The organism is Flavobacterium sp. GT3P67 (genome assembly GCF_004349155.1).
GTDB classification, from domain to species: Bacteria; Bacteroidota; Bacteroidia; order Flavobacteriales; family Flavobacteriaceae; genus Flavobacterium; species Flavobacterium ranwuense.
On the sequence record NZ_SMLF01000014.1, the window covers coordinates 17,709 to 35,265 of the forward strand.

Consider the following 17,557-nt stretch of genomic DNA (forward strand, 5'->3'; position numbering starts at 1 on the left):
ATGATTCGACCACTGCTCCTATTGCTACTTTTCTTTTTTACAATAGCAAAAATTACTGCTCAGGACTCTAAAGAGTTGAGACAAAGTACAGCTTCAAAACAAGTTTCTACTTTTACTATTGAAGCACCACAACTTCAGACGGAAAAGAAAATCTGGGTGTATTTGCCTGAAAATTATTTAACGTCAAAAAAGAAATTCTCAGTAATTTACATGCACGATGCTCAGAATTTATTTGATGCTAAAACTTCTTATTCGGGTGAATGGAATGTAGATGAAAAACTGGACAGTGTAAAAGCACAAGTTATTGTTGTAGGAATCGAACATGGAAATGACAAACGAATCGATGAATTAACACCTTTTAAAAACGAGAAATATGGTGGTGGAAAAGCAGACAGTTATTTAGAATTTATCGTAAAAACATTAAAACCACAAATCGACAAAACATATCGAACCAAAGCTAAAAAGAAAAACACTATTATCATGGGAAGTTCACTCGGGGGTCTCACATCCTATTATGCTGTTTTAAAATACCCTGAGATATTTGGAAAAGCGGGTGTGTTTTCCCCTTCATTTTGGTACAGTAAAGACATTTATAATCTGACTGAAAAATCCAAAAAGATAAAGTCTAAAATCTATTTCCTATGTGGCGATAATGAAAGTGACGATATGGTTTCAGATTTGAACAAAATGGAATATTTGTTAAACTCAAATAGATGTTACTGCCTTAATTTGAATGAAAAGAAAATTATAAAAGGCGGACAACACAATGAAAAATTATGGCGTGATAATTTTGTAAAAGCAATGTTATGGCTTGGTTATTAAATCTATTGTTTAAAGAAACTCAATTAATTTTAAGTATAAAATCAGATTCAAATGGAACTAATCTTAAGAGAATACAACCTCAAATTAAAACATACATTCACAATTTCCAGAGAATCGATCGACTTTCAGCCTTCTTTGATTGTGGAATTAAAAAGTGATGGTTTTTCAGGCTTTGGCGAAGCAACTTCTAATCCGTATTACAAGACAACAGTTCCGGTTATGATGCAGGATTTAGAAAAAATTCGCACTATAATCGAAACCACTGCAGATGAAACTCCGGAAAAATTTTGGGCAAAGATTCATCCATATTTAAAACACGATATGTTTGCGTTATGCGCTTTGGATATGGCATACAATGATTTGTATGCTCGTAAAAAAGGAAAGAAATTGTATGAGTTGTGGAATTACACCACCGAAAAAAACCCATTGACAGATTATACTATTGGTATTGCTTCCATCGAAAAAATGGTTACCAAAATGAAGGAATTGCCTTGGCCGATTTATAAAATAAAGTTGGGAACCAAAGAAGATATTGCTATTGTTACCGAACTTCGGAAACACACCAATGCCATTTTTAGAATAGATGCCAATTGCGGTTGGGGAGTGGAAGAAACCATAAATAATGCCATCGAGTTAAAAAAATTAGGTGTAGAATTTCTGGAACAACCCATGAAAGCTGACAATTGGGAAGGACACAAGGAAGTTTTCAAACACTCGGTTTTACCAATAATTGCTGACGAAAGTTGTATTATAGAAGAAGATGTAGCCATATGTCACCATCATTTTCATGGCGTAAATATCAAATTAGTAAAATGTGGTGGACTAACTCCTGGAAGGCGAATGATTCAGGAAGCCAAGAAATTAGGATTGAAAACGATGGTGGGTTGTATGACCGAATCTACCGTGGGTATTTCTGCGATTGCACATTTATTGCCACAACTGGATTATGTAGATATGGATGGCGCATTGCTTTTGAAAGAAGATATTGCAACCGGTGTGACTATAGATTTTGGAAAAATAAACTATTCTGAAATCAATGGAACTGGAGTAACTTTAATTTAAATATAAATGAAAGTCAACCAATTTCCGGATCGAACAATTGAAATCGAAAATGAAGAATATCTCTATTTTGGAGGAACTGCTTATTTGGGTTTACCAACGCATCCCGAATTCCAAAAACTGCTCATCAAAAATATTTTACAATGGGGAACTGCTTATGGAAGTTCCAGAAGTGCCAATATTCAACTATCTGCTTATGAAAATGGAGAACGATTTTTAGCCAATTACATTAAAGCGGATGCTGCACTTACAGTTTCTTCCGGCATGTTGGCGGGAAAATTAGTTGTTGAAGTATTAACACCTCAAACCGATTGTTTTTTTCATTTTCCGGATACACATCCTGCGATAAAAGTGTCTAATAGTCTTCCTTTTTTTATTGGAGAAAAATTAAATTCTCGTTTGCTGGATAACGCAACTGAAAAAATTACGATTCTAACTGATTCGGTTCCTTCATTTCATATAAAACCAATCGATCTTTCTATTCTAAATTCGATTCCGTCAAATAAAGAAATCACTTTGGTTATTGACGAATCGCATTCACTTGGAATTTTAGGAACGAATGGTTGCGGGATTTTTTCGACAATCAATCTGCCCAATATTAAAAGAAAAATCATGGTGTCATCTTTAGGGAAAGCTTTTGGATTGACGGGAGGCGTAATTGCCAGCGATTCTGAATTTATTAATAATATGGCAACTCACGATATTTTTGTTTCCAGTGCCGGAATGAACGCGGCATTTGTTCAGACAATGGCTGATGCGGACAGTATTTATTTGCAACAGCATCAAAAATTAAAAGACAATCTGAACTATTTAGATACTCATTTAATTAAAAACGAAGCAGTTCATTTTGATCCCAATTATCCGCTAATTTATCCAAAAATAGAAGGTCTTAATGGTCTTTTAGCAACAAATAAAATTATTGTAACTAATTTTAAATACCCAACTGATACCCGAGATTTAAATAGAATTGTAATTACTGCCAATCATAAAAAAGAAGATTTGGATACAATAATTCACATTCTGAACCAAAACCAATTCTAAATCTAAAATTGTGGTGCAATTGCTTTTAAACCGTACCTTTGTAAAAAATTAGAATATGATGACAAATAACGATATCTTTAAAAAACTTCGTGTAGCTTTAATGTTACGTGACGATCAAATAGTTGAAATATTAGAATTGGTGGATTTTAGAATCACTAAATCAGAATTGGGTGCTTTTTTCCGTGATGAAAAACATGAAAATTATATGGAATGTGGTGACCAAGTGTTGCGTAACTTCCTAAATGCATTGGTAATTCACTTGCGTGGAACGAAAGAAAATCCAAAAAATCCAAATGATGTTTTAGCTAAACACAAAGCTCAAATTCCTGTAAAAGAAGGAGCTTCAGAAAGAACTGAATTTAAAGCAAAGCCAAGAGACGAAGAAAAATCAAGAGGTGACGAAAGTCCTTCAAAATCGAAGCCTGCTGCTAAGAAACCATTCAAAAAACAATTTACAAAAGGAACTCCAAAAGTTCAAATAGTGGAGAAAGTGAAATTTAATTTCGGTAAGAATAAAAAATAGCAAGATGTGCAGATCTGTACGTCTCTACAAAATTAAACAAAAAATCCTGAGCTTTCACTCAGGATTTTCTGTATATTTATTCATCATTACTAATTTATCCTTTCAAAAATGAAATGTATTCTAACCTTCGCTATATTATTTGTTACTGCCCTATTTTTTGGACAAAACAATAAAGCTGAAGAACCAGCCATGTTTATTGATTCAAAATTAGTTTCGACAAATTCAATGGAATACATCGACCCAAATGAAATTGAATCTGTAAATGTTATCAAAAAAGACACCACAATAAATGGTACTGTATACCATGGTCAAATTTACATTATTTCCAAAAACCCCAAAAAATATGATTTTATAAGTTTGGAACAAATTAAATCTGGATTTACCAAAATCAAAAGTAACGATGTCATTTATATGGTAAATGGTGCATTAATAAAAAACAATATTGAGACTTTCAAATTGGACCGAAACTATATTTTAGAAGTTGAAGTCACCAATTCAGAAACATTTTATAATTTAAGAAAAAGCGATATTAAATTTGACATCATTAACATCTTGGGGAAAACCAAAGAGAATTTAGACACTAAAAATAACATTATTTTAAGAGGCCAAGAAAAAATCGGTGTTAAATAGATTTTATTTTCAATGTAATTTAATATTGCTCAAATCCAATTTAAGAACTACAGCTTAACATCGAACATCCTACTTTGTCTCTGGCCCAATCGGGTCTTTTGGCAAACCATTTTTGTAAATTTGGTTGTTCGTCATAAGGATTTTTAAGCATTTCAAACAACTCATTTAACAACGAATAATCTCCCTTATCTGCGTCATCAATACACAATTGCGCCATATAATTTCGCAATACATATTTTGGATTTACGAAATTCATTTGCTCTTTTCTTGCAGAATCTGAAAGTGTTTCTTCATTGATTCGAATACTGTACTTCTCAAACCAATTGTGCCAATCTTTCAAGATAGTTTCATTCAAATCCTTTTCGTTATAAAAAGCATCTTTTATGGTATTGAAAGCTGTTATTGCCGTATCAGCTTTAGCAACATTACTTAAATTTCTAAAAAAAATGGTCATATCAGTTTCTACCTTTTCAAGTAGCGCTGTCAAACTCTGAATTAAAACAGCATCTTCTTCTTTTTTGATTTGTAAACCGAGTTTATTTTGCATCATATTCAAATACTCCTTTTCGAAATCTGTACTAAAAGCATCCAAAATAGCTTCAAGAGGTTTCGCATCCTGAATTAAAGGGTACAAAGCATTCGCCAACTGATACAAGTTCCAGAGCGCAATTTCAGGTTGATTGCCAAAACGGTATCTCTTATGCTGTCTATCGGTTGTATTTGGAGTCCAACTGGAATTATAATCTTCCAACCAACCGTAAGGTCCATAATCAATGGTAATGCCGTGAATAGACATATTATCGGTATTCATAACTCCATGAACAAAACCAACGCGTTGCCAGTGCACAATCATGTTGAGTGTAGTTTGGGTTACTTCTTGAAAAAAGGCTAAATATTTTTCGACATCTTCTCCTTTAATATGAGAAAAATGATGTTTGATGGTGAAATCTGCTAGTAATTTGAGATTAACATGATCTTCGCGGGAAGCAAACAATTCAAAGCTACCAAAACGGATAAAAGAAGGAGCCACTCTACAAACGATTGCACCTTTTTCGTAGGCAGGATTTCCATTATACAATACATCACGCAGTACTTGATCGCCAGAAAGCATTAGTGAAAGCGACCGTGTTGTTGGAACACCCAAATAATGCATCGCTTCGGCACACAAATGCTCTCGTATAGAAGAACGCAAAACTGCAAAACCATCGGCTGTACGGGAATATGGTGTAGGCCCTGCTCCTTTTAGTTGTAAAGTGTAGGTATTATTTTCATGAACGACTTCGGTAAGATTAATAGCACGACCGTCTCCTAATTGTCCAGCCCAATTACCAAATTGATGTCCGGCATAACTCAAAGCATACGGTTTCGTGCCAGGATAAACAGTATTCCCTGAAAAGGTATTTAAAAAACCCTCTGAAAGTATATCTTCTTGAGATAATCCTAAAAAATCAGCCACTTCTACTGAAGCGTGAATTAAGGAAGGATTCGAAGGCTGTTTTGGTACTACATAAGAAAAACAAGCTTGCTCAACCTGTCTCGGAGTATTGATCTCACTTGGGTCGGCAGGTAATTCTGCGGTAAAATTATTTTGTATATGAAGTTTCATTTGGCAGCAGATTAATATAAACTAGAATAATTAAGACTAGTACACTACAAAGGTATTCGATACCGTACACATAATTGAATTCTTATGATAACTTTATTTTATAACCAAAATCATTTTATTTATAAACACCAAAAACTCAATTTATAGTTTCATCGACAGTATAAATTTATTCCACAAAAAAAACCTGTTCGCCACGGCGAACAGGTTTTTTTAATATATAACAATTTTCTAATTAAGAAAGTGCCGCTTTTACTTGGTCAGCTGCTTCTTGAAATTCAACAGCAGATAAAATTGGCATTCCTGAATTATCAATTAATCCTTTTGCAATAGCTGCATTGGTACCTTGTAAACGAACAATGATTGGTACTTTAATTGCATCACCCATATTTTTGTAAGCATCAACAACTCCTTGTGCCACACGGTCACAACGAACGATTCCACCAAAAATATTAATCAAAATAGCTTTTACGTTAGGGTCTTTTAAGATAATACGGAAAGCTGTTTCAACACGTTTTGCATCAGCAGTTCCACCTACGTCAAGGAAGTTTGCAGGCTCAAAACCAGCATACTTAATCAAATCCATAGTTGCCATAGCTAAACCAGCTCCGTTCACCATACATCCCACAGTACCATCAAGATCTACATAGTTTAAACCTACTTCTTTTGCTTCAACTTCGATTGGGTTCTCCTCACGAACGTCACGCATATCAGCATATTTCTTTTGTCTGTATAAAGCATTATCATCGATATTTACTTTAGCATCTACAGCCATAATTTTATTATCAGATGTTTTCAAAACCGGATTGATTTCAAACATCGAAGCATCAGATCCGATATATGCATTGTATAAAGAATCGATAAATTTTACCATTTCTTTAAAAGCATTACCTGAAAGACCTAAATTAAAAGCAATTCTTCTTGCTTGAAAACCTTGCAATCCAACAGAAGGATCAACTTCTTCCGTAAAAATTAAATGTGGAGTATGTTCCGCAACTTCTTCAATATCCATTCCACCTTCAGTAGAATACATAATCATGTTACGACCTGTAGCTCTATTCAATAAAACAGAAACATAAAACTCAGAAGTTTCACTTTCACCAGGATAATAAACATCTTCAGCAATTAAAACTTTGTGTACTTTTTTACCTTCAGCAGAAGTTTGAGGCGTTACCAATTGCATTCCAATGATTTGTGTTGCAATTTCTTCTACTTGTTGTAAGTTTTTGGCAAGTTTAACTCCACCGCCTTTACCTCGTCCACCTGCATGAACTTGGGCTTTTACAACATACCAACTTGTACCTGTTTCAGTAGTTAATTGTTTTGCAGCAGCAACCGCTTCTACTGGGCTATTCGCAACAATTCCGCGTTGAATGCGAACTCCGTAGCTAGCTAAAATCTCTTTTCCTTGATATTCGTGTATGTTCATAATATAGAATTTGTCTGGATTCTGAATTTATTTCAGAATAAAAGTGGCACAAAAATAGCAAAATTCATCTAAATAGAGAAATCTTTTTTCCTATTTAAAACTAAGACAACATTAGGTAGAAAATAAATGAAATTTATGCCTGCATTTTTCAATTCTTTATGATGTGATATTATACAGAATTTAAGAAACAAAAACCACTATAACGATTGAAATCGTAATGCCAAAAAAGACTATTTGTAGCCTATTATTACTGTTTTATCCATTTAAAAATAAATCGCATTGTCAAATTATCAATTTCAAGGTATTTAAATGATAGTATTGATTATTATCCAACCTTTTTCTTTTTTTACCATAAAAATATAACCAATACTGCATTTTTGATGTGTTATATTTATTGAAATCTTTAATTTTGTAAAAAAATATTAAGCATGAAAGTTAAAGAACAAGGCCTTTATTTGCCCGAATTTGAACACGACAACTGTGGCGCAGGATTTATTTGTAATTTGAATGGAATTAAGTCTAACGATATTATCCATAAAGCACTCGATATCTTAATAAAATTAGAGCATCGTGGTGCCGTAAGTGCTGATGGAAGAACTGGAGATGGAGCAGGAATTCTATTTGATATCCCTCATGTATTTTTTAAAAAAGTATGTGATTTTGAAATTCCGGAAACGAGAGAATATGCAGTTGGAATGGTTTTTATGCCAAAAAGTATCAATCAGGTTACTTTCTGTAAAACAACTTTTGAAGCTTCTATAAAAGATCAAAATTTAAGTATCTTAGGATGGAGAGATGTTCCGGTTGATGTATCTAATTTAGGTCAAATTGCTGCCGAAAAAGAACCCACCGTAAAACAAGTATTTGTCGGAAAAAATGGTTTGGACCTTACCGAGCAACAATTTAACGCTAAAATGTTTGCTGCCAGAAAAATTGCTGAACATACAATTCGAAATTCAATGATTTCAGAAAGCCATATGTTCTATTTTTCCAGTTTTTCAACAACAACTATTATATACAAAGGTTTATTGATGCCAGAAGACATCAGCCGATACTATACTGATTTGTTAGATGATGACTTGGTAACCCGATTAGCTTTGGTTCACCAACGTTTTTCTACCAATACATTTCCATCTTGGGAATTGGCACAACCATTTAGATACATGTGTCATAATGGTGAAATCAATACACTTCGTGGTAACATTAGCCGTATGCGTGCTCGTGAAGAATTGATGAAAAGTGATGTTTTTGGCGATGATATCAAAAAATTATTCCCAATTATTTTAGAAGGAAAATCAGATTCTGCTTCAATGGATATGGTAATTGAACTGTTATTGATGACAGGTCGTTCTTTGCCGGAAGCCATGATGATGGTTGTTCCTGAAGCTTGGGAAAAACACCAAACGATGTCAGCAGACAAAAAAGCGTTTTACGAGTATAATGCTTGTATCATGGAACCATGGGATGGACCAGCTTCTATTCCGTTTACAGATGGTAATGTGATTGGTGCTTTATTGGATAGAAATGGTTTACGTCCATCTCGTTATACGCTTACCAAAAGTGGTTTTGTGATTATGTCTTCAGAAATTGGTGTTCTTGATATCAAACCAGAAGATGTAGTACAACACGGTCGTTTAGAACCTGGAAAAATGTTTTTGGTTGACATGAACGAAGGTCGTATCATTGAAGATGACGAGATCAAAAATTCAGTTGTTACAAAACGACCATACAAGCAATGGTTGGATGAAAATCTATTACAATTAGCCCAGATTCCTTATACTGACAATCCAATTCCTGTAGAGAATGTTGATTTCGAAACAAGACAAAGACTCTTTGGGTATACGCTTGAGGATTTAAAAACAATCATAAACCCAATGGGAGCTGAAGGTGCAGAGGCATTAAGTTCTATGGGAAATGATACACCACTAGCCGTTTTATCAGATCAACCACAACTTTTATACAACTATTTCAAACAGTTATTTGCTCAAGTTACTAATCCTCCTTTGGACGGTATTCGTGAAGAAATTATTACTGATATCAGTTTAGCGATTGGTGGAGATTATAACATCTTTGACATTGTTCCAAAACATTGTAAAAAATTAAAAATACAAAATCCAGTAATTTCAAACGAGGATTTAGATAAAATAAGAAATATTGATCATGCTGATTTCAAATCAGTAACTATTTCTACATTATACGATATAGAAAAAGGAGTAAACGGATTAGAACGCGCATTGGAAAGAGCGGTTCAGGCGACTTTCAGAGCAGTTTCGGAAGGTTGTAACATTGTAATTATTTCGGATAGAGGAGTAAGCGAAAAAATGGCTCCAATACCAATGTTATTGGCGTGTTCTTACATTCACCATTCTTTGAATATTCTAAAATCACGTTCGAAATTCGGAATCATAATCGAATCCGCAGAACCTCGCGAACCACATCATTTTGCCTTATTATTTGGTTACGGTGCCAGTGCTATCAATCCATACATGGTGAATGAAATTATTCACAATCAAGTAAATGAGGGTTTCATCACTGGTATTAAAGCAGATTATGCCATTAAAAACTACAATAAAGCTATTGCAAAAGGGATTCTGAAAATCATGAATAAAATTGGCATCTCTACTTTACATTCGTACAGAGCGGCACAAATTTTTGAAATTTTAGGGTTAAATAAAACATTCACTTCTAAATATTTCCCATATACTCCTTCCAGAATTGAAGGAATTGGTTTGATGGAAGTGGAAAAAGAAATCAAAAAAAGATACCAAAAAGCATTTCCAAATTCAGAAGTTGCAAGTTTATTGCCATTAGAAATTGGAGGTATTTACAGATGGAGAAGAAACGGGGAAAAACACATGTTTAACCCAACTACAATCTCTAAATTACAACAAGCGGTTCGTTTAAACAGTCCAGAAAGTTATAAGGAATACTCAACTATGGTTAATGACCAAAGTGAAAACTTGATGACCATCAGAGGTTTATTTGAATTCAACAACTTAGATCCTATTTCAATTGACGAAGTGGAACCGTGGACCGAAATTGTAAAAAAATTCAAAACTGGTGCCATGTCTTATGGATCTATCAGCCAAGAAGCTCATGAAAACTTGGCGATTGCCATGAATAGAATTGGCGGGAAAAGTAATTCCGGAGAAGGTGGAGAAGATTCTACACGTTTTCAAAAAGACCTTAATGGTGATTCTAGAAATAGCGCCATCAAGCAAGTGGCTTCTGGAAGATTTGGAGTTTCTATCAACTATTTGACAAATGCAAAAGAGATTCAAATAAAAATGGCTCAAGGTGCAAAACCTGGAGAAGGTGGTCAATTACCCGGTGAAAAAGTAGTGCCTTGGATTGCTGCAGTTAGAAATTCAACGCCTTATGTTGGATTAATTTCTCCTCCGCCACACCACGATATTTACTCTATTGAAGATTTATCACAATTGATATTTGATCTAAAAAATGCCAATCGTGAAGCTAGAATTAATGTAAAATTAGTTTCTGAAGTGGGTGTTGGAACAATCGCTGCCGGTGTTGCTAAAGCAAAAGCTGATGTAATTTTGATTTCAGGATACGACGGAGGAACTGGAGCCGCACCATTAACTTCGCTGCAACATACAGGTATTCCTTGGGAACTTGGTTTAGCCGAAGCACAACAAACTTTAATCTTAAATGATTTAAGAAGTCGTGTTGTTTTAGAATGTGACGGACAATTAAAAACAGGACGTGATGTGGCTATTGCTGCTTTACTTGGAGCTGAAGAATTTGGTTTTGCGACAGCACCTTTAGTAGCGTCTGGTTGTATTATGATGAGAGCATGCCACTTGAATACGTGTCCCGTAGGTATTGCAACGCAAGATCCTGAATTGAGAAAGAATTTCAAAGGAACGCCGGAACACATCATCAATTTTATGTATTTCATTGCAGAAGAGTTGAGAGAAATCATGGCACAACTAGGGTTTAGAACATTAAAAGAAATGGTGGGACAATCACAAAAATTGAATGTCAACAAAGCGATTAAACATTATAAAGCAAGCGGATTGGATTTATCTTCTATCCTTTATAAACCAGAAAAAGCAAAAACAGTTCCAAACCATAATACGACTACACAAGACCATGCTTTAGACCATGTACTTGATTTTGAAATTATAAAAGCGGCTATTCCTTCTATTTATAGGAAAGAAAGAACCAGAGTTACTTTTAAAATTAAAAATACGGATCGTTCTGTTGGGGCGATATTAAGTAATGAGATTTCAAAAATATACGGTGCACAAGGTTTACCCGATGATACTATATTAGTTGATTTTGAAGGCTCTGCCGGACAAAGTTTTGGTGCTTTTGCTACAAATGGTCTATCATTCAAAATACATGGAAACTGTAATGATTATTTAGGAAAAGGACTTTCCGGAGCAAAATTAATTATCAAAGTCCCTCCTGCTGCCACTTTCAAACCTGAAGAAAATATTATTATTGGTAACGTAGCACTTTATGGAGCTATTACTGGAGAGGCCTACATCAATGGTATGGCTGGTGAACGTTTTTGTGTGAGAAATTCTGGAGCAACAGCAGTTGTAGAAGGAATTGGAGATCATGGATGCGAATATATGACTGGAGGAACTGTAGTAGTTTTAGGTAAAACAGGAAGGAATTTTGCTGCAGGAATGAGCGGTGGTATTGCTTATGTTTTTGATCCAAATAAAAAATTTGATGCTACATTATGTAATATGGAAATGGTCGCTTTTGAAACATTAGAAGAGAATGACTTTGCTAAACTGAGACGTTTGATAAAAAATCATTCTATGTACACCAATAGTCCTTTGGCAAAAAGGATTTTAGAAGATTGGGAAAACCAACGCAACCATTTTATCAAAGTAATGCCTACTGATTACAAAAAAGCATTACAAAGATTAGCCGAAGAAAAACAAATTGAAGAACTACTAGCACTATAGTTATGGGAAAGATAGGAGGATTTAAAGAATATACGAGAACCGACGAAAGTAATGTTGCAGTTCTAGAAAGAGTATCAAATTATAAGGAGTTTACAATTCTGTTACCCAAAGATAAAATCAAAGAACAAGGGTCAAGATGTATGGATTGTGGTATCCCATTTTGCCACAGTGCTTGTCCATTAGGAAATTTGATTCCAGATTTTAATGACATGGTGCATCAAGAAGAATGGGAAAGTGCCTTGGAGATTTTACAATCAACAAACAATTTTCCTGAATTTACAGGTCGTTTATGTCCTGCACCATGTGAAAAATCATGTGTGTTAGGAATTATAAGCGAACCAGTAGCAATCGAAAATATTGAAAAAAACATCATTGAAAGAGGCTTTGCTGAAGGTTGGATAAAACCACAACCACCAGAAGTTAGAACAGGAAAAAAGGTAGCTGTAATAGGCTCTGGTCCTGCTGGTTTAGCGGCTGCACAACAATTAAATCGTGCAGGACACACTGTTACGGTTTTTGAAAGAGACAATGCTGTAGGAGGATTATTACGTTATGGAATTCCAAATTTTAAATTGGAAAAAGGGATTATCGACAGACGTGTTAAAGTACTAGAAGCTGAAGGAATTACTTTTAAAACTAATGTAAATGTTGGCGTAAACTATAGTGTTGAAGAATTGAACGCTTTTGATTCTATCGTATTGTGCGGTGGTGCCACTGAAAGAAGAAGTTTACCTACCAAAGGAATAGAAAGCAAAGGTGTTGTTCAAGCAATGGATTTTTTGACACAACAAACTAAAGTTTTATATGGTGAAACAATTGCTGATCAAGTAATGGCTACCGGTAAAGATGTGATTGTTATTGGTGGTGGAGATACAGGTTCTGATTGCGTGGGAACATCAAACAGACACAAAGCAAAATCGGTTACTAATTTTGAGATTTTACCAAAACCACCCGTTGGAAGAAGTGAAACTACTCCTTGGCCTTTTTGGCCTTTACAATTAAAAACATCCTCTTCACATGAAGAAGGTTGTGACAGAAACTGGTTAATCAATACCAAAGAATTTATTTCTAATGGAAAAGGGGAATTAACAGGATTGAAAACCGTTGAAGTGGCTTGGAAAATGACTCCGGGACAAAGACCTGAATTGATAGAAAAAGAAGGATCAGAAAAAATCTGGCCTTGTGATTTAGCTTTATTGGCACTTGGATTTACAGGTCCTGAAAAAACATTAAGTGATCAATTAGGATTGGAAGTAGATTTTAGAAGCAATTATAAAGCGACCAATTATCAAACAAATGTACCTCATATATTTACTGCAGGCGACATGCGAAGAGGACAATCGTTAATTGTTTGGGCAATATCTGAAGGTCGTGAAGCTGCCAGAGAAGTCGATAAATACTTGATGGGTTATACCAATTTACCTACCAAAGGAAATGGTGATTTACCCAATTTATAGTTCTGAATAACATTTTATAACCCTTGACAGAAATTATTTGTCAAGGGTTATTTTTTTTTTATAAAATTTAAAATAAATGTTTAATTTATAACTTTTTGTTACAATTTGTTAGAATTCGTTCATTAGCTTGTGGGACTAAATAAAGAATAATAAATTTGCTCAAAATTAATAATTATGCAATCAAAAGACTTAGTACAATTAGCAGAACAATTTGGCAGTCCATTATACGTTTATGATGCCGAAAAAATACAATCTCAATACAATAGATTAACAAAAGCTTTTTCAAAGGTAGATAAGTTACGCATCAATTATGCAATGAAGGCTTTGTCGAATGTTGCAATACTTCAGTTATTAAGAGAAATGGGATCAGGGTTAGATACTGTTTCAATTCAAGAAGTATTATTAGGGCTTCATGCCGGTTATGAGCCAGAAAAAATATTTTACACACCAAATGGCGTTTCATTAGAAGAAATTGAAGAAGTTACAGCTATGGGAGTTCAAATAAATATTGACAATTTGTCGATATTAGAGCAATTTGGCACAAAATATCCAAATGTTCCTGTATGCATCAGAATAAATCCTCACGTGATGGCAGGCGGAAATGCAAATATATCTGTCGGTCATATTGATAGTAAATTTGGTATTTCTGTACATCAATTACCTCATTTAGTTCGTATTGTTGAAAACACAAAAATGAATATCGTAGGTATTCACATGCATACCGGCTCCGATATTTTGGACATCGAAGTATTTTTATATGCAGCCGAAATCTTATTTGATGCTGCTAAAAATTTCAAAAATCTTGAATTTTTAGATTTTGGAAGCGGATTTAAAGTGCCGTATAAAAAAGACGATATCGAAACTGACATTGAGGAACTAGGTAAAAAATTATCCAAAAGATTCAATGCTTTTTGTGTCGAATACGGAAAAGAATTAACGTTAATATTTGAACCCGGGAAATTTTTAGTAAGTGAAGCAGGTTTCTTTTTGGCTAAAGTTAATGTAGTTAAACAAACTACTTCGACAGTTTTTGCAGGAATAGATAGTGGCTTTAATCATTTGATTAGACCAATGTTTTATGGTTCACAACATCATATCGAAAACATATCACACCCAAAAGGGAAAGAACGTTTTTACTCCGTAGTAGGATACATTTGTGAAACCGATACTTTTGCTAATAATAGAAAAATAGCAGAAATAAAAGAAGGCGATATTTTATGTTTTAGAAATGCTGGAGCGTATTGCTTCTCGATGGCATCAAACTACAACTCTAGATACAAACCAGCCGAAGTATTATGGTTAAGTGGTGAAGGACATTTAATCAGAGCACATGAAACCTTTGAAGATTTATTAAAAAATCAAATTCCGTTGCCGGTATCAGCCGCTACAGTTTAAAACAAAAAATCCCATTCGCAAAACGAATGGGATTTTTTTAATAATGACAATACTATTTATTTTATATCTAACAACGTTTCCAAAACTTCAGATTCAGTTCCATTAGGAAATGGAATCTTCAACATTTGCGAAAGCGTAGGTGCAATTTGAGTAATATATTTTTTAGTGTGCAATTCTCCTTTTGGCACTTGCCATCCATAAAAAAGTAATGGTACATGAGTATCATAACTGTTGGGTGATCCGTGAGTAGTTCCGGTAGGTTGGTATTGCATGTAACCCGTCTTATCAAGTATAACTATATCACCATTTTGTTTTGGATCGAAGCCCTTTGAAATAAAACTCAAAAAATAATCATCACCTGACGAAGCTAAAATTTCTTCCTCAGTATATACTCTTTTAACTTGCTCTTGGGTCATCAAAAAATCTTTGAAACTTTGTTTTACTTTCGTCAATTCTAAGCCTTTTTGTTTTATTATTTCTTTATTGAAAAAAAGATTAAAGTTAGAATAATCCAATATTAAATCAGCACCAAACGTTTCGTTAGAATGTTTTTTTAATGCTTCAACAATGTCTTTCGAAGGAATATTTTTTACATTGTATTTATTATCTTTTAGGTAATTTGGATTTTCAGCTCCAGCGTGATCCGCAGTTAAAAAAAGTAAATAATTATCCTTTCCAACCGTTTTATCTAAATAGTTTAAAAACTGAGCCAAAGTTTGATCTAGACGTAAATAAGTATCCTGTAACTCCATAGAACGTGGTCCAAAAGTGTGTCCTACATAATCCGTTGAAGAAAAACTAACAGTAAGAAAATCTGTAACTTCATCTTTCCCTAAGTCTTCTTTTTCTATAGCTTTCATCGCTAATTCTGCCAAAATATTATTCCCAAAAGGTGTTGTACGTAAAACATCCGCACCTTTTTCTTTGTATATCTTACTTAAATCATACGGAAAAATAGGTGGGTTTGCTTTATCTAATTTCCCTTCATATGGATTATCGTCAGAAAGACTTTCGTTATAAGTAGCAGCTGGCTTCAACAAATCCCAACCTGTATTGATATAGTTCATATATCGCTTTTCTTGGTTGAATTGCGTTACCCAAGCTGGTAATGTTGAACCATAAAAAGTACTAGAAATGAAGGCTCCAGTCTTACTATACCAAAATGCCCAATTAGCAAAATGACCCGCTGGTAAAATAGCACCACGGTCTTTTAGACTCATCCCGATTACTTTTCCTTTAAAATTAGTAGCCATACGCAATTCATCAGTAATGGTGGTGCTTAGCAAGTTCTTTGGAGACATTGCACCCTCCTTTTCTGTACCATCACCTATTGTTTTTACAGTAGCGTCATCTGTACAATACATATCTTTTCCTATAGCTTTATTAAACCAATCATTCCCCACAATACCATGAGTAGAAGGGGTTGCTCCAGTATAAATACTCGCATGACCCGGTGCAGTATAAGTGGGCACATAATTGTAATGCATGTTATGAAATGTATACCCATTATTCATTAATCTTTTAAAACCATTTGCAGAAAAATCATCTGAAAAACGATACACATATTCCATTTTCATTTGGTCTACCACTATACCCACCACTAATTTAGGACGTTGCTGAGCTTGTGAGTTCAAAGACATAATAAATGCCAAAAACAAAATAATTTTTTTCATATTATATTTTTATATTTAAAACAAAAATACAACATAAAGATTAATCAAACTCTGAACAAATACTTCAGAATAATAAATAAATCTATTCTTAACCCATCAAAAAAACACACCTAAAGTTAATTAAAAATTGCAAGCGCATATTTTACTTGCAATTGCAAAATGAAAAACTAAATTTGAGTAGATTTCTAAATAAAGTAATTATGGAAATGTATGACAATAAAAATACTGCTCAAAAATCATTCGATGAAAATTATTTATCAGAAGAATTATTACAGGCACAATGGGCGGAATTTATAGAACTAAAGAAAGTAATTGCGGAAATATACCTTAAAAAAGGAAGTCCAATAACCATCTTAGACATCGGAATTGGTAATGCTCGAATAGTAAAACATTTAAGTGCAATTCCCGAAATGTGGAATATGGTTAAATTCTATGACGGTACTGATAATGCCGAAACATGTGTTAATTTATCACGTAACACAGCAAATGAATTAAATATAGAAGATAAAGTGACCGTTTATTTTTTAGATGCTGTAAAATTAAATCAATTACAAAAGCAGTATGATTTGATTATTACAACTTGGTTTACAGCAGGTAATTTTTATCCTGAAAACTTCCCTTTTGAAAATTATAATTTATTGTCAGAAAAAATTGATTTATCAAAAAATGAAAAATTTGATACTATTTTCACCTTTGCCAATAAAATGCTGAATGCTAATGGAGAAATTTTAATTGGAGCCTGCTATATTGACAACGAGTATACGAGAAAAAAGCAAGAACTATCGTATCAGAAAATGGGAATGATAGTAATAACTGATGCTAAAGATAGTTTTACAGCTACTAAAGAAAGATTTTAGCCACAAAGATTTACAAGAGAAAAAATATATCAATATTTTAGATTTGTAAAACGGAAAAAAATATCATTTACACAACTTGATCCTTATGATTATGCCATGCAAGTACGAATAAAAAAGTAAAA

Annotated in this window: 12 protein-coding genes; 9 read left to right on the forward strand and 3 right to left on the reverse strand. The window is 33.8% G+C overall.

The features are described from left to right. The 5 genes from E0H99_RS16340 to E0H99_RS16360 all read left to right on the forward strand — a co-directional run bounded on the left by E0H99_RS16340 (window position 1) and on the right by E0H99_RS16360 (window position 4,075). On the forward strand, window positions 1-822 hold the full coding sequence (locus E0H99_RS16340; protein WP_131998108.1) for an alpha/beta hydrolase: 822 nt from the start codon (window positions 1-3) through the stop codon (window positions 820-822). A gap of 51 nt (window positions 823-873) precedes the next feature. Then, window positions 874-1,884: a dipeptide epimerase gene (locus E0H99_RS16345; protein WP_131998111.1), complete on the forward strand. Its 1,011-nt coding sequence runs from the start codon at window positions 874-876 to the stop codon at window positions 1,882-1,884. Window positions 1,885-1,890: 6 nt separating this feature from the next. Further along, complete coding sequence (locus E0H99_RS16350) at window positions 1,891-2,922, forward strand: aminotransferase class I/II-fold pyridoxal phosphate-dependent enzyme (protein ID WP_131998114.1); 1,032 nt, start codon at window positions 1,891-1,893, stop codon at window positions 2,920-2,922. Window positions 2,923-2,980: 58 nt separating this feature from the next. Next, window positions 2,981-3,445: a DUF1456 family protein gene (locus tag E0H99_RS16355; protein ID WP_131998147.1), complete on the forward strand. Its 465-nt coding sequence runs from the start codon at window positions 2,981-2,983 to the stop codon at window positions 3,443-3,445. Window positions 3,446-3,553: 108 nt separating this feature from the next. Beyond that, complete coding sequence (locus tag E0H99_RS16360; RefSeq protein WP_131998117.1) at window positions 3,554-4,075, forward strand: hypothetical protein; 522 nt, start codon at window positions 3,554-3,556, stop codon at window positions 4,073-4,075. A 40-nt stretch (window positions 4,076-4,115) separates the two neighbouring features. Here E0H99_RS16360 and E0H99_RS16365 read toward each other — a convergent pair whose 3' ends face one another. Next, window positions 4,116-5,681 carry a protein adenylyltransferase SelO gene (locus E0H99_RS16365; protein ID WP_131998120.1) on the reverse strand — a complete coding sequence of 522 codons (1,566 nt, stop codon included), beginning with the start codon at window positions 5,679-5,681 and terminating at the stop codon, window positions 4,116-4,118. A 232-nt stretch (window positions 5,682-5,913) separates the two neighbouring features. After that, the gene (gene sucC, locus E0H99_RS16370; protein ID WP_131998123.1) at window positions 5,914-7,107 is read right to left on the reverse strand and encodes an ADP-forming succinate--CoA ligase subunit beta; all 1,194 of its coding nucleotides are present in this window, start codon (window positions 7,105-7,107) and stop codon (window positions 5,914-5,916) included. A 428-nt stretch (window positions 7,108-7,535) separates the two neighbouring features. On the opposite strand from sucC, the gene gltB reads away from it, so the two are divergent. From gltB to lysA, 3 genes are all read left to right on the forward strand, one after another. After that, on the forward strand, window positions 7,536-12,053 hold the full coding sequence (gltB, locus tag E0H99_RS16375; protein ID WP_131998126.1) for a glutamate synthase large subunit: 4,518 nt from the start codon (window positions 7,536-7,538) through the stop codon (window positions 12,051-12,053). Between the two features lie 2 nt (window positions 12,054-12,055). Then, a complete protein-coding gene (locus tag E0H99_RS16380; RefSeq protein WP_131998129.1) occupies window positions 12,056-13,510 on the forward strand; it encodes a glutamate synthase subunit beta in 1,455 nt (484 codons plus the stop codon). Between the two features lie 174 nt (window positions 13,511-13,684). Continuing rightward, a complete protein-coding gene (gene lysA / locus E0H99_RS16385; RefSeq protein ID WP_131998132.1) occupies window positions 13,685-14,905 on the forward strand; it encodes a diaminopimelate decarboxylase in 1,221 nt (406 codons plus the stop codon). A 56-nt stretch (window positions 14,906-14,961) separates the two neighbouring features. Here lysA and pafA read toward each other — a convergent pair whose 3' ends face one another. Continuing rightward, window positions 14,962-16,578 carry an alkaline phosphatase PafA gene (pafA, locus tag E0H99_RS16390; protein ID WP_131998135.1) on the reverse strand — a complete coding sequence of 539 codons (1,617 nt, stop codon included), beginning with the start codon at window positions 16,576-16,578 and terminating at the stop codon, window positions 14,962-14,964. A gap of 200 nt (window positions 16,579-16,778) precedes the next feature. Here pafA and E0H99_RS16395 point away from each other — a divergent pair, with 200 nt between their 5' ends. Continuing rightward, window positions 16,779-17,435 carry a hypothetical protein gene (locus E0H99_RS16395; RefSeq protein WP_131998138.1) on the forward strand — a complete coding sequence of 219 codons (657 nt, stop codon included), beginning with the start codon at window positions 16,779-16,781 and terminating at the stop codon, window positions 17,433-17,435. Window positions 17,436-17,557 lie beyond the last annotated feature (122 nt).